We start from the raw sequence: 18,653 nt of genomic DNA on the forward strand, positions 1-18,653 counted from the left end.
CAGTGTGGCCCGCGGCCGTCCGGGTGGCGTGGCGGGCGCCGGGCCCGCCCCCGGAGCTGCGCCGTGCCGGGCCGCCCTGCGTCGTGCCGGGCCCGCCCTCAGAGCTGCGCCGTGAGGGCGGCCAGCATCGCTGCCAGCCCCACGGTCAGCCAGGCGATGTAGTCCCCGAGCAGTCCGGAGTGCAGTCGGCGCAGCGGCAGGACGGTGACCCGGAACAGCCCGCTGGTGTCCCGCCCGGGGGCGCGGCGGACGGCGGCGGTGGCGAGGCCGACGGCCAGCAGCGTGGAGAGCAGGCCGAGCAGCACGCCGGGCACCGTCCACCAGGCCTCGGGCGCGGCGCCCGCGGGGGCCGGGGCGCCACCGAGGGTCTGGGCGAGGTACCCGTCGCGGTCGGTGAAGGCGGCCGCTCCCGCCGCGAGCGCGCGCCCCACGCCCGGCAGCACGCCGACGGCCAGACAGCCGGCCAGCAGTAGGGCCGGGACGAGGAGCATCGGCACCGGCGGCCGGCGGCCCGGCTCGCGGATCTCGGGCTCCTCGCCCTCGCCGGTGGTCGCCGCGGCCTCCGGGTCCTCGGCCGGCCGCGCGCCCAGCCCGCCGAAGACCCGCAGCCCGGCGCGCAGCACCGCGCCGCCGGTGAGCGCGGAGACCAGCACGAACACCGCGGGCAGCCAGCCGCCCCAGTGCCCGGCGGCCTCCTCGGCGACGGCCTTGCCGAGCCCGGTGCCGAACGGCGGCAGCCCGGCCAGGGCGAGCGCGCCGATGACGAACAGCAACCCGGTGAGGCGCAGTTCGCGGGCCCGGCCGTGCAGTCCGTGCTCGTCCACCGAGCCGTACCGGTCCAGCAGCACGCCGGTGAGGCCGAACAGCGCCGCCTTGGCGCCCGCGTGGCCGGCCACGTACACGGCCGAGCCGGCCAGTCCGGCCGGGTCGAGCAGCGCCGCGCCGATCAGGAACAGCCCGATGTGTCCGACGGTGGAGAAGGCGAGCATCCGCTTGAGGTGCCGCTGCGGCCAGCACATCACGGCGCCGACCAGCGCCGTCAGCACGCCCGCGGCGAGCAGGGTGTCGCGGACCGCGTCGTCCGGCAGGCCGCCCGCCCCGGCGAAGACCACCCGGTGGATGCGCGCCACCCCGTAGACGCCGAGTTCGACCATCACCCCGGAGAGCAGCATGCACACCGGGCTCGGTGCCACCGCGTGGGCGTCCGGCAGCCAGAAGTGGAAGGGCGCGGTCGCGGCCTTGACCAGCGGGCCGGCCAGCACCAGCACGAAGGCGACGACCACCAGGGCGTCCCGGCCGTGCCCGGCGGCGGCGTGCTGGTCCAGTGCGGCGCCGATCTGGGCGAGGCCGAGTTCGCCGGTGCGGGCGTAGAGCAGGCCGATGCCGAGCAGGGAGAGGTACGCGGCGGCCGAGTTGACCAGTCCGAAGGCGAGGGCGCCCTGCAGCGGGCGTTCGTCCTCGATCCGGTAGCCGGTCAGCGCGTAGGCGACGGCGCCCATCAGCTCGAAGAACACGAAGGCGTCGAAGAGGTCCCCGGTGAGCGCGAAGCCGACCATCCCGGCCTCGAAGAGCAGCAGCAGGGCGGGGAACACCCCGCCGTGCTCGCCGGAGGGCTCGTCGAAGTACCGCCAGGCGTAGCAGACCACCGCGAGGACGAGGACGGCCGCGAGCAGGGCGAGGCCGGCACCGAGGCGGTCGGCGACCAGCACGACGCCGACGCTGTGGCCGCCGCGCGGGCTCCAGCCGCCGAGCCAGGAGACCGCCCGGCCGTCCGGCGCGGTCCGGGCCCACAGCAGGGTCAGGCAGGCCACGTCGGCGGCGGCCCAGGCGGTGGCCAGCGCGTCGCGCCCCGGGCGGGGCAGCCGGCGTCCGGTCACGGCCAGGACGGCGGCGCCGAGCAGCGGGACGGCGACGGCCAGCGGCAGCAGGTCAGCAGTGTTCACCGGCCGCTCACCCGCGCAGCCCGGTGAGTTCCTCGGGGTCCACCGTGCCGTGCCGCTTGCGTAGTTGGATCACCAGGGAAAGGAGCAGGGCGGTGACGGTCGCCCCGACCACGATGTCGGTCAGGACGAGTGCCTGGACCACCGGGTCGACCACCGGGGCGTCGGTCGGCAGGTCGGAGAAGACCGGCGCGGTGGCGCCGCTGCGGTAGCCGACCGCGAGCAGCAGCACGTAGGTGGAGGACTGCGCGACGGCCAGGCAGCCGACCGCCTGCACCAGGTTGCGGCTGGTCACCAGGCCGTACAGCCCGGCGAGCAGGATCCACCCGGCCACGAGGTAGGGGAAAACGCTCATTCGTCCACCTCGCTTCGCTCGGCGGTCGCTCCGCGAAACCCGCACCTCTGGATGACTCGCTCGCTCCGCTCGTTCACCGGTTCTCCCCGTTGTGGACGATCTCGACCGCCTGGTCCAGGAAGTGCGCCAGCAGGACCACCACGCCGGAGGCGACCTCGACACCGACGGCGGCGTTGATCACCGCCACCAGCCCGCTGGAGGACATCTGGTTGAAGGTGCCGAGCGGCAGGGTGTTGGCGAGGTAGCCGGCGCCCTGGGCGAGGCCGATCAGGCCGAGCGCGGCGTAGGTGCCGGCCGCGAGCGCGTCCGCCACGTCCAGGGCGGCCAGCGGGCGGATCCGCTTGAGCACCCGGTAGTCGGCGGCGACGTAGGCCAGGTGCAGGGCGGTGGCCAGCGCGACGCCGCCCTGGAAGCCGCCGCCGGGGCTCAACTGGCCGTGGGCGACGAGGTATCCGCCGACCAGCAGGGTGACCGGCAGCAGCGTCGCGCCGAACAGCCGGGTGGTGGGCAGCACGGGTTCGGCGGCGGCGCGGCGCTTGCCCTCGTCCCGGGCGAGCCGCAGCAGTATGGCGGCGCCGAGCACCGAGCCGAACAGGATGGAATCCTCGCCGAGGGTGTCGAAGGCCCGCTGGTCGAAGTTGACGGAGGAGATGATGTTGGCCGTCTGCCGGGCCAGCCCGGCCGCCACCGCCCGTTCGCCGTACGGGTGGTGGTGGCCGCCGAAGCCCGGCAGCTCGGTGGCGGCGGTGATCAGGGCGGCGGCGAGGACGGCTGCGGCGGCGAGGAACAGCCGCAGCCGGGCGGTGCGGCTCACTCGGTGCGGTCCGGGTGTTCGTCCGCCTGCTCCTGGCGGCGCACCCGGCGGACGGTCAGCAGGATCAGCAGCGGGGTGATCGCGCTGCCGACGCCCAGTTGGGAGAGCGCGACGTCGGGCGCCTGGAGCACGGTGAACAGCAGCGCGAGGCAGAGCCCGAGGAACGCGAGGACGACGGCCTGCCGGACCGGCTCGCGGGTGAGCGCGGCGGTGGTCGCGGTGACGGCGGTGAGCAGCAGGGCGATCACGGTCAACGCATTGGTCACTGCTGAGCCTTCCGTTCGGCGCGCACGGTGGTGCGCGCGACGGCCATGGTGGTGACGGTGCCGCCGATGGCCAGCAGCAGGCCGATCACCAGCAGCTTGACGGCGGCCCGCCCCGGCCCGGTGTCCACGGCGAGGGCGAGCGCGACCAGCGGCGCACCGAGGGCGGCGGCGGGGGAGAGGGCGTGCAGCCGCAGGTACGGCCCGGGCAGCACCGCGAGGGCGAGGGCGGCGAGCAGCAGCGCGGCGGCGCCGGCCACCAGCAGCACCAGTGCCAGGGTGTGTCGGGGCGTCACTGCTGCCTCCCGGCCAGGAAGCGGGTGAACACCAGCGTCCCGGCGGGCGCCAGCACCGCGAGGTCCAGTGCCAGGTCGGTGTACGAGGTGCGGCTGAACCCCTGGGCGAGCAGCAGCAGGACGACGGAGGTGATCGTCGCGGCGAGGTTGAGCCCGGCCAGGCGCTGCTCGGGCGAGCCGCGCAGGCCGAGCAGCAGGCACGGGCCCACGCCGCAGGCGGCCAGCACGGCCGCCGCGATCAGCCAGGCGTTCACTCCCCGGCCCCCGTCAAGGCCCGCTCCAGAGAGGACAGTTGGTCTTCCATCGCGTGGACGGTCAGTTCGCCGCCGTCCCGGCTCTCCACCGCGTACGCGCCGGGCGTCGAGGACAGCAGCGCCGCGCCCCAGGCCGCCCCGGTGCCGGGGGCGAGCCGTACGGTGCGGAACCCGCCGCGCCGGTGGGCGGGGGAGGCGACGGCGAGCGCGAGCCGGCCGGTGTCGGCCAGCAGGGTCCACGGGAATGCCCAGAGCGCCCGGGCCAGCCGGGCCGGTCCGCCGGGAGTCGCCCCGGACGCGCGCCGCACGGCCACCGCGCCCAGGGCCCCGAGGAGCGCCACGCCGCCGCCCACCGCCATCTCCAGCGGGGACACCGAGCTGATGAACACGGTGTTGAGCAACAGCAAAACCCCCCACCAGAGCAGGAGTTCGAGCATCGTTCGCATTTCCACCCCCATGTCGGACCTCCGGCCGCCCGCCACCGCGGCGGGCGGCCCCCAGGTGTACCGTCCGGTCGGCGCACGCGTCCCGCGCGCAACGCCGCGGCGCGCGTGATCACCGCACCGGACCACCCGTTCGCCGGACGACGGGCCGGAAAGCTCCGATGATCGGCCCGGCCCGTGCGGTCGTACCGCTTCGACGTGCGGCTACTGCTTCCGGTCCTCGCCGCCCGGGTCCGTCACCTCGAACTCCGGGCCGTCCTGCGGTCCCTTCTCCTCCTCGTGCTCCGGCGGTGGGCTGCCCTCGCCGGTCATCCGGGACTCCGGGGTCTCGACCTGCTCCGGCGGGTCCTTGGGTACCGGGTTCCTCATGGTGCTCATCGCGTTCGCCTCCTCTGAGTGGGAGCGGGCGGGCCGGTCAGGGCTGGAACAGCACCTTGACGGCGCCGTCCTGCTTGCGTTGGAACATGTCGTACGCGTCCGGGGCCTCGGCCAGCGGCACGTGGTGGGTGGCGAAGCCCTCCACCCCCAGCGGGTCGTCGTCGCCGAGCAGCGGCAGCAGGTCGTCCATCCAGCGCAGGACGTTGGCCTGCCCCATCCGCAGCTGCAGTTGCTTGTCGAACATGGTCAGCATCGGCAGCGGGTCGGTCATCCCGCCGTACACGCCGGACAGCGATATCGTGCCGCCGCGCCGGACCAGGTCCACCGCCAGGTGCAGGGCGTGCAGCCGGTCGAGGCCGACCCGGGTCATCAGCCTGGCGGCCAGCGCGTCCGGCAGCAGCGAGGTCATCCGCTGGGCGGCGGTCGCGGCGGGGGAGCCGTGCGCCTCCATCCCGACGGCGTCGATCACGGCGTGCGGGCCGCGGCCCTCGGTGAGGTCCCGGACGGTGTCGACGATCCGGGAGCCGAGCCGGGCCAGGTCCAGCGCCTCGACGCCGTTCTCCGCGGCGCGTTCCAGCCGCTCGGGCACCAGGTCGACGCCGATCACGGTGCCGGCCCCGCGGTGGCGGGCGATCCGGGTGCACATGTCCCCGATCGGGCCCAGCCCGAGCACCGCGACGCTGCCGCCCGGTGGGATGTTCGCGTAGTCGACGGCCTGCCAGGCGGTGGGCAGCACGTCGGACAGCAGCACGTAGCGGTCGTCCGGCGGCCCGTGCGGTACGGGCACCGGCAGCGTGTTGCCGAACGGGACCCTCAGCAACTCCGCCTGTCCGCCCGGTACCTGACCGTAGAGCTTGGTGTAGCCGAACAGCGCGGCGCCCATGCCGTAGGCGTGCACCTGGGTGGTCTCGCACTGGGACTGCAGGCCCTGCACACAGGTGGGGCAGGTGCCGCAGGAAACGTTGAACGGGACGACCACGCGGTCGCCCGGATCGACGGCGTGCACCGCGGGGCCCGTCTCGCGGACCACGCCCATCGCCTCGTGGCCCAGGATGTCGCCCTCGTCCAGGAAGGCGCCCAGGACCTCGTACAGGTGCAGGTCGGATCCGCACAGCCCGGTGGTGGTCACCTCCACCAGGACGTCGGTGGGCTCCCGGATCACCGGGTCGGGGACGGAGTCGACGCGGACGTCGCGGCGCCCGTGCCAGGTGACGGCCTTCATGGTGGCTCTCTCCCTCCGGACGGGCCGGCGGCCGCGCGGGGGCGGCCGCCGGCGTCGGGGTCAGTCCTTCCCGACGTCCTTGACCTTCTCGCCGGCCTGCTTGAGGTCGCTCTTCATCTGCTTGCCCTTGCCCTCGGCCTCGACGACCGGGTCGCCCATGACCTTTCCGGCGGCCTCCTTGACCTTGCCGTGGGCCTTCTCCGCGACGTTGCGCGCTTTGTCCTCGGTACCCATGGGGAGTGCTCCTCTCGTGGTTCCGACGGCTCGTTCCGACCGCTGCTTCCGACGGCGGGGCGGGTCGTGGCCCCTCGGGCCGCGTGTGCCCGCGCAGCGCACTTCCACACCCCCCGATCCGCCTCAGGACGCGGTGGGCTCGTTGTGGGCCCGCCCCGCCCGCCGGCCGAGGGTGGTCAGCCGGTGGACCGGGCCACCCGGCCGGTGCCGGGAGGCGGCCCGCACGCCCGGTACGCCGTGCTCCGGTGCGGCGCCGGCCGACGGCAGCAGCCGCGCGGTCAGGGCGAGCAGCCGGTTCGTGGTGGCGGGAGCGACGCCGTGGGCGAGCATGGCGGCCTTGGCGAGCGGTGTCAGCACCAGCTCGCGCCGCCCGCCCTCGACGGCCCGGACGATCCGCCGGGCCGCCCGCCGGGCGTCCATCGACACCAGCGGCATGGAGGCGGCGGTCGCGAACCAGGCGTACTCGCTGCCCGCCTGCCCGGCGAACTCGGCGGCCGTGTGCGAGCCGGTGCGCATCAGCCCCGGCAGCACGGTGGTCACCCGGATGCCGTACGCCGCCAGCTCCGCCGCCAGCCCCTCCGAGAGGCCCGTGAGCGCGAACTTGGCGGCGACGTACGGCAGCAGGTGCGGCGCCGGGATCCGGCCGCCGATCGAGCTGATCATCACGATCGAGCCCGAGCCGCGGGCCCGCATCTGCGGCAGCACGGCCTGGACCAGTCGCAGCGGTGCCATCGTCATCAACTCGTGCGCCCGCCGGAAGTCCTGCTCCTGCACGGCGGAGAACGGGCCGACCTGGATCAGACCGGCGTTGTTGACCAGCAGGTCCACGTCGGCCCCGAAGCGCTCCCGCACGGCCGCGAGCAACTGCTCCGGCGCCTGCGGGTCCATCAGGTCACAGGCCGTGGCGGCCACCTCGCCCGGCAGGCCGCCCAACTGCCGCAGCGCCCGCTCCAGGCCCAGCTCGTCCCGGCCGCAGAGCATCACCCTGCAGCCCCGCTGCGCCAGCTCACCCGCGATCAGCAGCCCCAGCCCGCGGGAGGAGCCGGTCACCAGCGCCGTCCGTCCGGCCAGCACACCCATCGCCCGCACCCTTCCTCGCTCCGGTAGGTCCGACTCCTCGTTCGGGAAGCCCGACTCCCCGCTCCGGGTAGTCCGACGCCGGCGCGTATGTCCGACCACCCCGCCCGCAAACCCCGGGGTGTGGACGGGCCAGCCCGGGCACCCGCCGTAGCGTGACGAGCCCCACCGGACGGACCGGCCTGACCCAGTAGCGACCCGCACGGCCCTGGCCGGCGGCGGGTGCGGGGCGGCGCGTCCGGGTGACCCGCGGCGTCGAGTCGTCCGACGTGGCGGGGTGATCAGCCGGCGGCCGGGTTCGCCCAGGCGAGCAGCCGCTCGCGCGGCCAGGTGGTGACCAGCCGTTCGGCGCCGAGGCCGAAGCGGGCCGCCCGGGCGTAGCCGGAGGTGAGCCAGTGGAGCTGCTCCGGGGCGTGGGCGTCGGTGTCGACGGCGAAGAGGCAGCCCGCGTCCACGGCCAGTCGGAGCAGATCGTCGGGTGGATCGCGGCGCTCGGGGCGGCAGTTGATCTCCACGGCCGTCCCGGCCGCGGCGCAGGCGGCGAAGACGGCCTCGGCGTCGAACCGGGAGGGCGGTCGGCCCCGGCCGGTGACGATCCGGCCGGTGCAGTGGCCGAGCACGTTGGTGCGCGGGTTGCTGACCGCGGTGAGCATCCTGGCCGTCATGGGCTCCGGGTCCGAGCGCAGTTTGGAGTGCACGGAGGCCACCACCACGTCGAGCCGGCCGAGCAGTTCGGGCTCCTGGTCGAGCGAGCCGTCCTCCAGGATGTCGCACTCGATGCCGGTGAGCAGCCTGAACGAACCGTCCTCGGCGTTGAGGGCCGCGACCGCGTCGAGTTGGCGCCGCAGCCGTTCCGGGCTGAGGCCGTGGGCGATGGTGAGCCGGGGCGAGTGGTCGGTGAGGACGGCCCAGCGGTGGCCGAGCGCGCGGGCGGCCTCGGCCATCTCCTCGATCGGGTGGCCGCCGTCGGACCAGTCGGAGTGCAGGTGGCAGTCGCCCCCAGCGGCCGAGGCCAGCTCCCACCCGGCCCGGGCGGCCGGTCCGGCGGCGCTCTCCAGCCGGGTGAGGTAGGTCGGGGTGACGCCGGCGGCGGCCTGGGCGATCACCTCGGCGGTGACCGGCCCGACGCCCGGCAGCCGGCGGGCCCGGGCGGCGTCCACCGGCCCGGGCGGCAGCGCCCGGACCGCGTCGGCCGCGGTGTGGAAGGCCCGTACCCGGTAGGGCGAGGCGTCGTTCCACTCCAGCAGGAAGGCGATCCGCCGCAGTGCCGTCGCCGGGTCCATGGCGGCCGGTCGGCGCACCGCCGCCGGTCACCGCTTCCGCGCGAGTGCGCGGACGGCGGCGCCGACCAGGACCGCGCCGCCGGTGGCGAGCAGGCCGTGGTGCTGGGAGGCCCAGAGCTGGGCGCTGCGTTCGTGGGACTCCTCGTCGAAGCGGCCGTGCGCGCCGTGGTCGTGGGAGGCGTCGCCCGGGGCCCAGAGGTTGGCGTGGTCCTCCGGATTCCGCCGACCCTGGTCCTGCTGGGCGTCGATGCCGGTGCGGGCCAGGTAGCGGTCGAGCAGGCCGGGGGCGACGGCGTTGGCGATCAGGGTGGCCGCGGTGCTGCCGCCCACCCAGTACTCGCGGCGCCGGGGGTGGTCGGCGGCGTAGCGGACGGCGCGGGCGGCCACCTCGGGCTGGGCCACGGGCGCGACGGGCCTGGTTTGGCCGCGCAGCCGGTTGAGCACCCAGTCGAACTGCGGGGTGTTGACCGCCGGCAGCTGGACCATGGTCACCCGCACGCCCGTCCTGCTGGCCAGCAGTTCGCAGCGCAGTGCCTCGTGCCAGCCCTGGATGGCGTGCTTGGCGCCGCTGTAGGCGGTCTGGAGCGGGATGCCGCGGTAGGCGATCGCGGAGCCGACCTGCACGATCGTGCCGTGGTCGCGCGGCAGCATCCGCTTCAGCGCGGCCCGGGTGGCGTTGACGTAGCCGAGGTAGGTGACCTCGGTGACCCGGCGGTACTCCTCGGGACTGATCTCCGTGAACGGAGCGAACACCGAGACGAAGGCGTCGTTCACCCAGACGTCGATCGGCCCGAACTCCGCTTCGGCGCGGGCGGCTGCGGCCTCGCAGGCCTCGGGGTCGGAGACGTCCGCCAGGATGGTGCGCACCGGTGATCCGGCGACCTGGGCCTCGGCGGAAGCCGCGCGCAGCCCGGCGACGCCACGGGCGACCAGCACCAGCCGGTTGCCGTCGGTGGCGAACGCCCGGACGCAGGCCCGGCCGACTCCGGCGGTGGCGCCGGTGATGACAACGGTTCGGGGCTCGGAATGCGTACGGGTCCTCATGGCGGGCGTCTTGCCAGGCCTCCGGCACCGAAACGTCGGGGCGGGTGGCCGTGTCACGGGTGGTCGCGTCACGGGTGGGAATGGTCGTCGCAGTCCGGATCGTCCGGATCGTCCGGGGCCCGGGGGCTGCGGCCGTCGTGCCAGTAGAGGTGCCAGACGGGCAGCACCAGCCAGCAGGACGCGAACCACAGCATGACGCCCGCGGTGATCCAGGCGGAGACCGACGAGTTGGTCGCCACCCGCAGCAGGAGCAGCAGGGCCGAGCTGATGGTCAGGGCCAGCAGCACCAGGCCGACGGCGACCAACCTGGCGACGGCGTCGACCAGTTGGGGTTTCAGGCGACGCCCGGCGAAGATCCGGTGGTAGGCGACGGGGGAGGTCAGCGAGCCGGTGGCGAGCGCCCCCAGGACGACCGTGGCCACGTACAGGCCCCGGTCGAAACCGCCGAGTTGGGAGAAGCGCGGCATGAAGACGACACTCAGCAGGAAGCCGAAGAGGATCTGCGAGCCGGTCTGGGCGACCCTGACCTCCTGGAGCAGGTCTGTCCAGCGCCGGTCGGCCCGCTCCTCGGGCGACTCGTGGCGGCCGACGCGGGGCCGGGGACCGTGGCCGTCGGGGCCGGTGTTCGTCGCCGCCATGGTGATCGCCTCCACCTCCTCCCGTCGGCGCGTGTAGCCGCGACCGGGCGGGGCAAACGCTGCGCATGGACGAGGAGCGGGTGGCCTGCCCGGCCGCACCCGGCACGGCCCCGGAGTACTCGACCGCCCGCCGCGCGCGGCACGGTGGTCGGGGCGGCTCGCCGCCGTCCCGACCGGCGCGCCGGGCCGACGGTCCGGCCGGAGCCGCGGGGTGGCCCGCAGCCGGGGGCCTTTGGGGCGCGGTTGACCGCGACGGGCCGGTGCGGATCGTCCACGTCGCGGGGGAACTGGACCACGACTCGGCGGACGGGCTGTGCGGTGCGCTGGTCCGTCCGGTCGAGGACGGCATCGAGCGGATCGTGCTCGATCTGGGGGAGTTGGGGTTCTGCGACTCGACCGGGCTCAACATCCTGCTGCACGCCCGCCTCGACGCTGAGGCCGTCGGGCTGCGCCTGGAACTCGCGGGCCTGCGCCCGGCCGTGGCGCGGCTGTTCGCGGTCACCGGGGCCGACACCGTGCTACGCATCCATCCCGATCTCGGGGCGGCGCTGGCCGCGCCCGGTCGCGTGCCGGCGGCGGCGTCCGATGCGCCGTCGGCGTCCGAACCGCAGTCGGAACCCGAGCAGTGGCCCGAGCCCGAACAGCCGTCGGGGGAAGTGTCGTCGGCGCGACCGGGCGCTCCGCCGGGCCCGGTCTAGGAGGCCCGGCATGGATCCCACCGGGCGAGGGCGGGCGGCGGCCGCCGGGGAGACCAGGCGGCTCGCCTTCGAGGGCAGCGCGGGCGCGGTGCAGCGCAGCCGTGAGTTCAGCCGGGCGGCGCTGCGGTCCTGGCACTGGCTGCCCGCCGACGACGAGGAGCAGCGGGCCAGGGCGGAGGACGTCCTGCTGATGGTCTCGGAGCTGGTCACCAACGCCTGTCTGCACGCCCCCGGCGGCCCGCGCGAGCTGCGCCTGGACTGGGACGGCGTGCGCCTGCGGGTGGAGGTCGTGGACGCCAGCCCCGTGCTGCCGCGGCTGGCCGGGGCCGCTGATCCGAGTCGCCCGGGCGGGCACGGCCTGCGGGTGGTCGACCGGCTGGCCCGCGCCTGGGGCGCGGCGCCCGACGACGGGGGCAAGCTGGTCTGGCTGGAGGTCGGGTCGCCGCTGGACCGGCACGTACGGCTCGACGGCTTCAACCGGGGGGGTTGAAGCCGTCGAGCGGGATGGAGCCGCGGGCGGAAGACGCTACCGCTGACCGGGGTGCGGTAGCGGCGGCGGTGCCGGGTCGGGGTCCGGGTAGGGGGACGGGTCCGGGAACGGCGGGATGGGCGGAGGCACCGGGTCGGGGCCCTCGCCCGGCCGGGGCGCCGGGTTGGGGTGGGGGATCGGCTGGGTGTCCGGATCAGGGGGCGTGGGAACGGTCATTTCGCACCTCAGCGGCCGAGCGCGTGGGCCAGTTCGCCCTTGTTCATCTTCGAACGGCCCTTGATGTTGCGGTGCTTGGCCTCGTTGTAGAGCTGGTCGTAGGTCGGACCGCCGGCGCCCTTGTGGGAGCGCAGGCCGCCGCGCCGCCCGGACGACATGTCGTGGGTCGAGGTGCGGCTCGCCGTCTTGGACTCGCCGTGCCGGGCGCGTTCCTTGTTGACCGTCCGGGCGGCGATCTCCTCGGCCCGCTTCTCGCTCTCGCCCCGGTCGAGCGCACTGTCCTTGATGTGCTCGTACTGGCGTTCCCGCTTGGGGCTGGATCCTCGGGGCATGGCCGCCCCTCCTCTCCGTGGTCGGGTCGTTGCCTGAGCTCGTTACCCGGATGAATCGGAAGAAACCTTCCTAAAACGCGAATTCCATGTCGTATGTCGGGTAGAACAACCGTGCGGCGGTTCGCCGGACGAACGCCGCCCGGCACCCGGACCGGGTGCCATCGGGACCTCGCCCCTCGAAACCGGGCCCGGGTCCTGGGAAAGAGCCCCCCGACGTACGGGCGAGAGCCCGTGGGCGTCGTCGGGCGTTCGTCCCGAGGTCGAGGAGGACACGTGTCCACCCCTCTGGAAACAGCTCCGCACGGCGGGCAGGAAACCGTCCTGTCCTCGGGCACCCCGCCCGACCTGCCGCCGAGACCCACCAAGACCGAACTCCGCGCGATGGGCAAGACCGAGGCGCGGGAAATCAGCGACGCACTGTTCGAGCGGCTGTCCGGGCTGGCTCGGGAGAGCGCCGCGTACAGCTATGTCCGCGGCACGATCATCGAACTGAACATGCCGCTGGTGCGGTTCATCGCGGCCCGCTTCCGGCACCGGGCCGAGGACATGGACGACATCCTCCAGGTGGGCACGATCGGCCTGATCAAGGCCGTCGACGGCTACGACCCGCAGCGCGGCGTCGAGTTCGTCACCTATGCCATCCCCACCATCGCCGGCGAGATGAAGCGCTTCTTCCGGGACACCTCCTGGCCGGTCCGGGTGCCGCGCAGCATGCAGGAGCTGTACCTGACGGTGGCCCGCGGCTCGGACCGGCTCGAACAGCAGCTCGGCCGCCTCCCGCAGCCGGAGGAGATCGCCCAGGATCTCCACCTGAGCGTCGAGCAGGCCACCGAGGGCCTGGTCGCGGGCCGGGTCTACCGCCCCAGCTCGCTGGACGCGCTGCGGGACCAGGACACCGACGAGAGCGGCAGCGCGATGCTGGACCGCCTCGGCGGCTGCGACCCCGGCATCGAACTCGCCGACTTCCGCACCGCCGTGCGCCCCCTGCTCGCCGAACTGCCCGAGCGCGAGCAGACGGTGCTCAAGCTGCGCTTCTGGGAGGGCCGGACCCAGTCCGAGATCGCCGCGCGGATCGGCGTCTCCCAGATGCACGTCTCCCGGCTGCTCTCGGCCACGCTGACCCGGCTGCGCGAGCAGCTCGAGGACCGCGACGCGCCGGGCTGGGCAGACCAGACGGCCGAGGAGGAATGACCTTTCCCCGCGCCGGGTGTTTCCGACCCCCCGCAGCGGTTACTCGCGCTGCGGGGGGTTGTCGTGTGAAGGGCTGAAGGAGGAGCACCGTGTCCCCGAAGGTTTCCGACCACATCCTGGAACGACTGCGCGCCTGGGACGTCCAGTACGTCTTCGGCTATCCCGGCGACGGCATCAACGGACTGCTCGCGGCCTGGGGCCGCGCCGACAACAAGCCCGTCTTCGTCCAGGCCCGGCACGAGGAGATGGCCGCCTTCGAGGCCGTTGGCTATGCCAAGTTCTCCGGCCGCACCGGAGTGTGCGTGGCCACCTCGGGCCCGGGCGCGATCCACCTGCTCAACGGGCTGTACGACGCCAAGCTGGACCACGTGCCGGTGGTGGCCCTGGTCGGGCAGACCAACCGCAGCGCGATGGGCGGCTCCTACCAGCAGGAGGTCGACCTGCTGAGCCTGTACAAGGACGTCGCCGCCGAGTACTGCCAGATGGTGACCGTCCCCGAGCAGCTGCCCAACGTGCTCGACCGGGCGATGCGCACCGCCGCCGCCCGCCGCACCGTCACCGCCGTGATCGTGCCCGCCGACGTCCAGGAGCTGGACTACAGTCCGCCGGAGCACGCCTTCAAGATGGTGCCCTCCAGCCTGGGCTCCCCGCAGTGGACGGTCGTCCCCGAGGACGACGAGCTGCGCCGGGCCGCCGACGTGCTCAACGCCGGCAGCAAGGTCGCCATCCTGGTCGGCCAGGGCGCCCGCAGCGCCCGCCGGCAGGTCCAGCAGACGGCCGAACTGCTCGGCGCCGGGGTCGCCAAGGCGCTGCTAGGCAAGGACGTGCTGCCCGACACGCTGCCCTACGTCACCGGGTCGATCGGCCTGCTCGGCACCCGCCCCTCGTACGAGCTGATGCGCGACTGCGACACCCTGCTGACCATCGGCTCGTCCTTCCCGTACAGCCAGTTCCTGCCCGAGTTCGGGCAGGCCAGGGCCGTGCAGATCGACCTCGACCCGTTCATGGTCGGGATGCGCTACCCGTACGAGGTCAACCTGGTCGGCGACGCCGCCCGCACGCTGGACCGGCTGCTGCCGCTGTTGGTCCGCAAGGAGGACCGGGACTGGTACCGCACCATCTGCGACAACACCGAGCGCTGGTGGGAGGTGATGGAGCGGCGCGCCGGGGTCGAGGCCGACCCGATCAACCCCGAGTACGCGATCCACGCCCTCGACCACCTGCTGCCCGACGACGTCATGGTCAGCGCCGACTCCGGCTCCGCCGCCAACTGGTACGCCCGCCACCTGCGCTTCCGCGGCCGGATGCGCGGCTCGCTGTCCGGCACCCTGGCCACCATGGGCCCCGGTGTCCCGTACGCGATCGGCGCCAAGTTCGCCCACCCCGACCGGCCCGCCATCGCCATCGTCGGCGACGGCGCGATGCAGATGAACGGCCTCGCCGAGCTGATCACCATCGCCAAGTACTGGCAGCAGTGGGAGGACCCGCGGCTGGTGGTGGCGGTGCTCAACAACCGCGACCTCAACCAGGTCACCTGGGAGATGCGGGCCATGGAGGGCGCCCCGAGCTTCCTGCCCTCCCAGCAGCTGCCCGACATCGACTACGCGGGCTTCGCGCGTACCCTCGGCCTGGGCGCCGAACGCGCCCTCTCGCCGGGCGACGTCCCCAGCGGCTGGCAGCACGCGCTCACCGCGGACCGCCCGTTCGTCCTGGAACTGCGCACCGACCCGGCCGTCCCGCCGATCCCGCCGCACGCCACCTGGGACCAGATCCAGGCCGCCGCGGCGTCCGTGCTGCGCGGCGACGCCGACCGCACGGCGATGGTCCGCCAGGGGTTCAAGGCGAAGCTCCAGGAGCTGCTGCCGTCCTTCGGAGGCCGGCATGGCCATCACTGACCCGCTCCGCCGGGGCACCGGCCTGGTGCTGCGCAACGTCCGCACCGGGCGCTTCCAGCGCTCGCTCGCCCTCGCGACCGGCGTCGGCTCGGTGATCACCGCCGCCGAGATCTACCTGGAGCACGACCGGGCCGGCTTCGGCAACCGCGTCATGTGGTGGCCGGTCTGGCTCGGCCCGGTCGGCGCCGTCGCCGGGGTGGCCGGGGCGCTCAGCCCCCGGGCCGCGCGCACCCTGCTGCCGGTCGCCTCCGCGTCCATCGTCGCCAACGGCCTGCAGGGCACCTGGCTGCACGTGCGCGGCATCGCCGAGAAGCCCGGCGGCTGGGAAATGGCCCGCTACAACGTCGAGATGGGCCCGCCGCTGTTCGCGCCGCTGCTGATGAGCTTCGTCGGAGGGATGGGCCTGGTGGCCGCCGTACTGCGCCGGGAGTCGCCCGATGCCTGAGCCCCGCTTCCCCGGTTTCGACGTGCTCTCCCAGGCCCGGTACTGGGACCGCGAGACGACGGCCGTCGTGGTCGCCCGCACCGGCCCCCAGCCACCGCTCAGGTTCTTCACCCCCGCCGAGGAGGCCACCGCCCGCGCCCTGCTCGACCAGCTGCTCGACCACCCCGACGTCCCGCTGCTGCCGGCGATCGACGCCCGGCTCGCCGAACTGGAGACCGACGGCTGGCACTACGCCGACATGCCGATGGACGACGAGGCCTGGCGCCGCTCACTGCACGCCCTCGACGAGGAGGCCGACGGCCCCTTCGCCGCGCTCAGCGAGGTCCAGCAGCGGGCCCTCATCGGGCGGGTCCAGGAACTCACCGGCGAGCACTGGCACGGCATGCCCGCCAAGCACGTCTGGAGCCTGTGGACCAGGTACGCCTGCACCGCGTACTACTCCCACCCCACCGCCTGGAACGAGATCGGCTTCGGCGGCCCCGCCCACCCGCGCGGCTACCTGCGCCTCGGCACGGACCAGCGCGAACCCTGGGAGGTCGCCGACGCCCACTCCAGCCCGCCCCGGCCCCCCGACGACGAGCCGCCCCACCCCGTGCCCCCCGCCACCGACCCCGGTCGGCACTCCCGGCTGCGTGCCGCCGCAGGAACCGTACGGGCCAACGCCGCCGCCCAGCGCGAGGTCCGCCGCACCAACGCCTCCGCCTGGCTGCTGCCCGAGGACGGCCAGGGCTTCGACCACACCCTGCGGCGCGACATGCGGCGCTACGCGGACTCCGACGAGGTCGACCTGCTGATCGTCGGCTGCGGCGCGGGCGGCTCCACGCTGGCCCAGCGGATGGCCCGCCGGGGCTGGAGCGTCGTGGTGCTGGAGGCCGGCCCGTTCTGGGACCCGCTCACCGACTGGGTCAGCGACGAGGCCGCCTCCCACCACCTGTACTGGACCGAGCCCCGACTCATCTCGGGCAGCGACCCGGTACCGCTCGGCTCCAACAACTCAGGCCGCGGCGTGGGCGGTTCGATGGTCCACTTCGCCGGCTACGCGCCCCGCTTCCACCCCTCCGACTTCCGCACCCACAGCCTCGACGGCGTCGGCGCCGACTGGCCGGTCGACTACGACGACCTGCGCGACTCCTACCGCCGCGTCGAGTACGAACTCCCCGTCGCCGGCCAGTACTGGCCCTGGGGCGACCCCCACCCCTACCCGCACCCGCCGCACCCCGTCGGCGGCAACGGCGAGATCTTCCTGCGCGGCGCCGCCGCCCTCGGCATCCAGGCCCGGGTCGGCCCGGTCGCCATCACCAACGGCCGCTTCGGCCGCCGCCCGCACTGCATCTACCGGGGCTTCTGCCTCCAGGGCTGCAAGGTCAACGCCAAGGCCTCCCCGCTGATCACCCACGTCCCCGACGCCCTCGCCCACGGCGCCGAGATCCGCGCCGACTGCATGGCCGCCGCCGTCGAACTCGGCCCCGACGGACTCGCCCGCGGCGTCCGCTACTTCCACAACGGCCGCGAGCACCTCCAGCTCGCCCGTACCGTCGCCGTCGCCGGCTACGCCATCGAGACCCCGCGGCTGCTGCTCAACTCCGCCTGCCCGCGCTTCCCCGACGGCCTGTGCAACGACCACGACCTGGTCGGCCGCTACGTCATGGTGCAGGGCGCCCCGCAGACCTCCGGCCGCTTCGAGGAGGAGATCCGCGCCCACAAGGCCCCGCCGCCCGAGGTCTCCACCGAGCAGTACTACGAGACCGACCCCGACAAGCCGTACAAGCGCGGCTTCACCATCCAGAACATCTCCCCGCTGCCCATCACCTGGGCCGAGCACGTCGTCGCCCAGGGCCACTGGGGCGCCGACCTGCGCAGGTACCTCTCCGACTACGTCCACTGGGCCACCCTCGGCGCCATGGCCGAACTGCTGCCCCAGCCGGACAACCGGATCACCCTCGCCGAGCAGACCGACCGCTACGGACTGCCGGTCGCCAACTTCGCCTTCTCCCAGTGCGACAACGACCGGATGCTGATCAAGGCCGCCCGCGGGGTGATGGAGTCCATCCTGCGCGCCGCCGGCGCCAGCGAGGTCATCACCATCGACCGCTACGCCCACCTGGTCGGCGGCTGCCGGATGGCGGACAACCCGCGCGCCGGGGTCGTCGACCACCGGCTGCGCACCTTCGCCGTGCCCAACCTGCTGATCACCGACGGCAGCGTGCTGCCCACCCAGGGCAGCGCCAACCCGGCGCTGACCATCATGGCCCTGGTCGACCGGGCCGCCGGGCTGCTGGCGGCGGGCGAACGCTCCGGACTGCGGGCACCTTCGTGATGCCCCGGCGCCGGCTCCGGCCCCGGCTTCCGCTCCCGCTCCGGCTCCGGCGCAAGGGAAAGGACTGAAGACCATGACGACCACCGCGGCGGCGCTCTTCGACGTCGACGGCACCCTGCTCGACACCACGTACTTCCACGCCCTCGCCTGGTGGGAGGCCCTGCGGCAGTACGACCGCACCCTGCCCGTCGCCCGGGTGCACCGGGCCATCGGCATGGGCTCCGACCAACTCCTCGACCACCTGCTCGGCACCGAGCGGGACCACGGCGACGACGAGGGCATCACCGCCGCCCACGCCGCCCTCTACGCCCGGTTCTGGCCCCACATCCAGCCACTGCCGGGCGCCGCCGACCTGTTGCGCGCCTGCGCCGACCGCGGCTGGGCGGTCGTCCTCGCCAGCTCCGCGTCCGAGCGGGAACTCGCGGTGCTGCGCCGCGCGCTCGACGCCGACGAGGCGATCACCGCGGTCACCTCCGCCGACGACGTGGAGGCCACCAAGCCCGCCCCCGACCTGGTGCGCGCCGCCCTCGACCGTGCGGGTGCCGAGCCCGAGCACGCCGTCTTCATCGGCGACACGGTGTGGGACGTGACCGCGGCCGGCCGCGCCCGGGTCCCGTGCGTCGCGGTGGAGAGCGGCGGCTTCGACACCCGGGAACTCCTCGGCGCGGGCGCCGCCGAGGTCCACCGGGACACCGCCGAACTGCTGGCCGACCTCGACCGCAGCCTGCTGGGCCGCCCACCGGCCTGAGCCGCCCCGAACCGGGGCGGAGTGAACTCCCCTGGGCGGGGTACCCGTGGGAGCGTCCCGAACGGATCCCACGGAGGAGG

At 74.3% G+C, this 18,653-nt stretch carries 22 protein-coding genes; 7 read left to right on the forward strand and 15 right to left on the reverse strand.

Annotated elements, in window-relative coordinates; translation table 11 throughout:
- Nucleotides 1–98: 98 nt before the first annotated feature.
- The 14 genes from BOQ63_RS42030 to BOQ63_RS42095 all read right to left on the reverse strand — a co-directional run bounded on the left by BOQ63_RS42030 (nucleotide 99) and on the right by BOQ63_RS42095 (nucleotide 10,241).
- Nucleotides 99–1,943 carry a complex I subunit 5 family protein gene (locus tag BOQ63_RS42030; protein WP_030553773.1) on the reverse strand — a complete coding sequence of 615 codons (1,845 nt, stop codon included), beginning with the start codon at nucleotides 1,941–1,943 and terminating at the stop codon, nucleotides 99–101.
- Nucleotides 1,944–1,950: 7 nt separating this feature from the next.
- Entirely contained in the window at nucleotides 1,951–2,295 is a 345-nt protein-coding gene (locus BOQ63_RS42035; RefSeq protein WP_030289846.1) for a sodium:proton antiporter, read from the reverse strand.
- 73 nt (nucleotides 2,296–2,368) lie between these two features.
- Complete coding sequence (locus BOQ63_RS42040) at nucleotides 2,369–3,109, reverse strand: MnhB domain-containing protein (RefSeq protein WP_072656088.1); 741 nt, start codon at nucleotides 3,107–3,109, stop codon at nucleotides 2,369–2,371.
- Nucleotides 3,106–3,375, reverse strand: a complete 270-nt coding sequence (locus tag BOQ63_RS42045; RefSeq protein WP_030289844.1) for a Na(+)/H(+) antiporter subunit B — start codon at nucleotides 3,373–3,375, stop codon at nucleotides 3,106–3,108. Before BOQ63_RS42045 ends, BOQ63_RS42040 begins: the two co-directional genes overlap by 4 nt.
- On the reverse strand, nucleotides 3,372–3,668 hold the full coding sequence (locus tag BOQ63_RS42050; RefSeq protein WP_030289843.1) for a cation:proton antiporter: 297 nt from the start codon (nucleotides 3,666–3,668) through the stop codon (nucleotides 3,372–3,374). The genes BOQ63_RS42045 and BOQ63_RS42050 overlap by 4 nt, the downstream gene beginning before the upstream one ends.
- A complete protein-coding gene (locus BOQ63_RS42055; protein WP_030289842.1) occupies nucleotides 3,665–3,922 on the reverse strand; it encodes a monovalent cation/H+ antiporter complex subunit F in 258 nt (85 codons plus the stop codon). Before BOQ63_RS42055 ends, BOQ63_RS42050 begins: the two co-directional genes overlap by 4 nt.
- Nucleotides 3,919–4,368 (reverse strand): Na+/H+ antiporter subunit E, encoded by a 450-nt coding sequence (locus tag BOQ63_RS42060; protein ID WP_157881795.1) that lies wholly within the window; start codon nucleotides 4,366–4,368, stop codon nucleotides 3,919–3,921. Before BOQ63_RS42060 ends, BOQ63_RS42055 begins: the two co-directional genes overlap by 4 nt.
- Nucleotides 4,369–4,569: 201 nt before the next feature.
- On the reverse strand, nucleotides 4,570–4,743 hold the full coding sequence (locus tag BOQ63_RS42065) for a hypothetical protein (protein WP_157881794.1): 174 nt from the start codon (nucleotides 4,741–4,743) through the stop codon (nucleotides 4,570–4,572).
- 37 nt (nucleotides 4,744–4,780) lie between these two features.
- Entirely contained in the window at nucleotides 4,781–5,965 is a 1,185-nt protein-coding gene (locus tag BOQ63_RS42070; protein WP_072656090.1) for an alcohol dehydrogenase catalytic domain-containing protein, read from the reverse strand.
- Nucleotides 5,966–6,025: 60 nt separating this feature from the next.
- A complete protein-coding gene (locus BOQ63_RS42075) occupies nucleotides 6,026–6,199 on the reverse strand; it encodes a CsbD family protein (protein WP_072656091.1) in 174 nt (57 codons plus the stop codon).
- A gap of 123 nt (nucleotides 6,200–6,322) precedes the next feature.
- Nucleotides 6,323–7,279, reverse strand: a complete 957-nt coding sequence (locus BOQ63_RS42080) for an SDR family NAD(P)-dependent oxidoreductase (protein WP_072656092.1) — start codon at nucleotides 7,277–7,279, stop codon at nucleotides 6,323–6,325.
- A gap of 278 nt (nucleotides 7,280–7,557) precedes the next feature.
- A complete protein-coding gene (locus BOQ63_RS42085; RefSeq protein WP_454132043.1) occupies nucleotides 7,558–8,559 on the reverse strand; it encodes a PHP domain-containing protein in 1,002 nt (333 codons plus the stop codon).
- A 27-nt stretch (nucleotides 8,560–8,586) separates the two neighbouring features.
- On the reverse strand, nucleotides 8,587–9,603 hold the full coding sequence (locus BOQ63_RS42090; RefSeq protein ID WP_454131944.1) for an SDR family oxidoreductase: 1,017 nt from the start codon (nucleotides 9,601–9,603) through the stop codon (nucleotides 8,587–8,589).
- Nucleotides 9,604–9,671: 68 nt separating this feature from the next.
- The gene (locus BOQ63_RS42095) at nucleotides 9,672–10,241 is read right to left on the reverse strand and encodes a DUF6328 family protein (protein ID WP_072656486.1); all 570 of its coding nucleotides are present in this window, start codon (nucleotides 10,239–10,241) and stop codon (nucleotides 9,672–9,674) included.
- A 65-nt stretch (nucleotides 10,242–10,306) separates the two neighbouring features.
- Here BOQ63_RS42095 and BOQ63_RS42100 point away from each other — a divergent pair, with 65 nt between their 5' ends.
- Both BOQ63_RS42100 and BOQ63_RS42105 read left to right on the forward strand, forming a co-directional pair.
- A complete protein-coding gene (locus tag BOQ63_RS42100; protein WP_454131942.1) occupies nucleotides 10,307–10,939 on the forward strand; it encodes an STAS domain-containing protein in 633 nt (210 codons plus the stop codon).
- 10 nt (nucleotides 10,940–10,949) lie between these two features.
- Nucleotides 10,950–11,429: an ATP-binding protein gene (locus BOQ63_RS42105; RefSeq protein WP_051747255.1), complete on the forward strand. Its 480-nt coding sequence runs from the start codon at nucleotides 10,950–10,952 to the stop codon at nucleotides 11,427–11,429.
- A 224-nt stretch (nucleotides 11,430–11,653) separates the two neighbouring features.
- Here BOQ63_RS42105 and BOQ63_RS42110 read toward each other — a convergent pair whose 3' ends face one another.
- Nucleotides 11,654–11,977 carry a hypothetical protein gene (locus tag BOQ63_RS42110; protein ID WP_030289826.1) on the reverse strand — a complete coding sequence of 108 codons (324 nt, stop codon included), beginning with the start codon at nucleotides 11,975–11,977 and terminating at the stop codon, nucleotides 11,654–11,656.
- 273 nt (nucleotides 11,978–12,250) lie between these two features.
- On the opposite strand from BOQ63_RS42110, the gene BOQ63_RS42115 reads away from it, so the two are divergent.
- From BOQ63_RS42115 to BOQ63_RS42135, 5 genes are all read left to right on the forward strand, one after another.
- Nucleotides 12,251–13,168, forward strand: a complete 918-nt coding sequence (locus BOQ63_RS42115; RefSeq protein ID WP_232790747.1) for a SigB/SigF/SigG family RNA polymerase sigma factor — start codon at nucleotides 12,251–12,253, stop codon at nucleotides 13,166–13,168.
- Nucleotides 13,169–13,257: 89 nt separating this feature from the next.
- Nucleotides 13,258–15,063: a thiamine pyrophosphate-requiring protein gene (locus tag BOQ63_RS42120; RefSeq protein WP_030553783.1), complete on the forward strand. Its 1,806-nt coding sequence runs from the start codon at nucleotides 13,258–13,260 to the stop codon at nucleotides 15,061–15,063.
- The gene (locus BOQ63_RS42125; RefSeq protein ID WP_030289819.1) at nucleotides 15,050–15,508 is read left to right on the forward strand and encodes a hypothetical protein; all 459 of its coding nucleotides are present in this window, start codon (nucleotides 15,050–15,052) and stop codon (nucleotides 15,506–15,508) included. Before BOQ63_RS42120 ends, BOQ63_RS42125 begins: the two co-directional genes overlap by 14 nt.
- Nucleotides 15,501–17,825: a GMC family oxidoreductase gene (locus BOQ63_RS42130; RefSeq protein ID WP_078968648.1), complete on the forward strand. Its 2,325-nt coding sequence runs from the start codon at nucleotides 15,501–15,503 to the stop codon at nucleotides 17,823–17,825. Before BOQ63_RS42125 ends, BOQ63_RS42130 begins: the two co-directional genes overlap by 8 nt.
- A 73-nt stretch (nucleotides 17,826–17,898) precedes the next feature.
- Nucleotides 17,899–18,573: an HAD family hydrolase gene (locus BOQ63_RS42135; protein WP_072656093.1), complete on the forward strand. Its 675-nt coding sequence runs from the start codon at nucleotides 17,899–17,901 to the stop codon at nucleotides 18,571–18,573.
- The last annotated feature ends 80 nt before the right edge of the window (nucleotides 18,574–18,653 follow it).

The organism is Streptomyces viridifaciens (assembly GCF_001888885.2).
GTDB classification, from domain to species: Bacteria; Actinomycetota; Actinomycetes; order Streptomycetales; family Streptomycetaceae; genus Kitasatospora; species Kitasatospora aureofaciens.

Bases quoted from the DNA above. Each gene is read 5' to 3' on its own strand.
- BOQ63_RS42105 (WP_051747255.1), top strand. From the start codon at position 10,950: ATGGATCCCACCGGGCGAGGGCGGGCGGCGGCCGCCGGGGAGACCAGG.
- BOQ63_RS42060 (WP_157881795.1), bottom strand. From the start codon at position 4,368: ATGCGAACGATGCTCGAACTCCTGCTCTGGTGGGGGGTTTTGCTGTTG.
- BOQ63_RS42035 (WP_030289846.1), bottom strand. From the start codon at position 2,295: ATGAGCGTTTTCCCCTACCTCGTGGCCGGGTGGATCCTGCTCGCCGGG.
- BOQ63_RS42125 (WP_030289819.1), top strand. From the start codon at position 15,050: ATGGCCATCACTGACCCGCTCCGCCGGGGCACCGGCCTGGTGCTGCGC.
- BOQ63_RS42095 (WP_072656486.1), bottom strand. From the start codon at position 10,241: ATGGCGGCGACGAACACCGGCCCCGACGGCCACGGTCCCCGGCCCCGC.
- BOQ63_RS42085 (WP_454132043.1), bottom strand. From the start codon at position 8,559: ATGGACCCGGCGACGGCACTGCGGCGGATCGCCTTCCTGCTGGAGTGG.
- BOQ63_RS42130 (WP_078968648.1), top strand. From the start codon at position 15,501: ATGCCTGAGCCCCGCTTCCCCGGTTTCGACGTGCTCTCCCAGGCCCGG.
- BOQ63_RS42075 (WP_072656091.1), bottom strand. From the start codon at position 6,199: ATGGGTACCGAGGACAAAGCGCGCAACGTCGCGGAGAAGGCCCACGGC.
- BOQ63_RS42135 (WP_072656093.1), top strand. From the start codon at position 17,899: ATGACGACCACCGCGGCGGCGCTCTTCGACGTCGACGGCACCCTGCTC.
- BOQ63_RS42100 (WP_454131942.1), top strand. From the start codon at position 10,307: ATGGACGAGGAGCGGGTGGCCTGCCCGGCCGCACCCGGCACGGCCCCG.
- BOQ63_RS42065 (WP_157881794.1), bottom strand. From the start codon at position 4,743: ATGAGCACCATGAGGAACCCGGTACCCAAGGACCCGCCGGAGCAGGTC.
- BOQ63_RS42070 (WP_072656090.1), bottom strand. From the start codon at position 5,965: ATGAAGGCCGTCACCTGGCACGGGCGCCGCGACGTCCGCGTCGACTCC.
- BOQ63_RS42110 (WP_030289826.1), bottom strand. From the start codon at position 11,977: ATGCCCCGAGGATCCAGCCCCAAGCGGGAACGCCAGTACGAGCACATC.
- BOQ63_RS42080 (WP_072656092.1), bottom strand. From the start codon at position 7,279: ATGGGTGTGCTGGCCGGACGGACGGCGCTGGTGACCGGCTCCTCCCGC.
- BOQ63_RS42090 (WP_454131944.1), bottom strand. From the start codon at position 9,603: ATGAGGACCCGTACGCATTCCGAGCCCCGAACCGTTGTCATCACCGGC.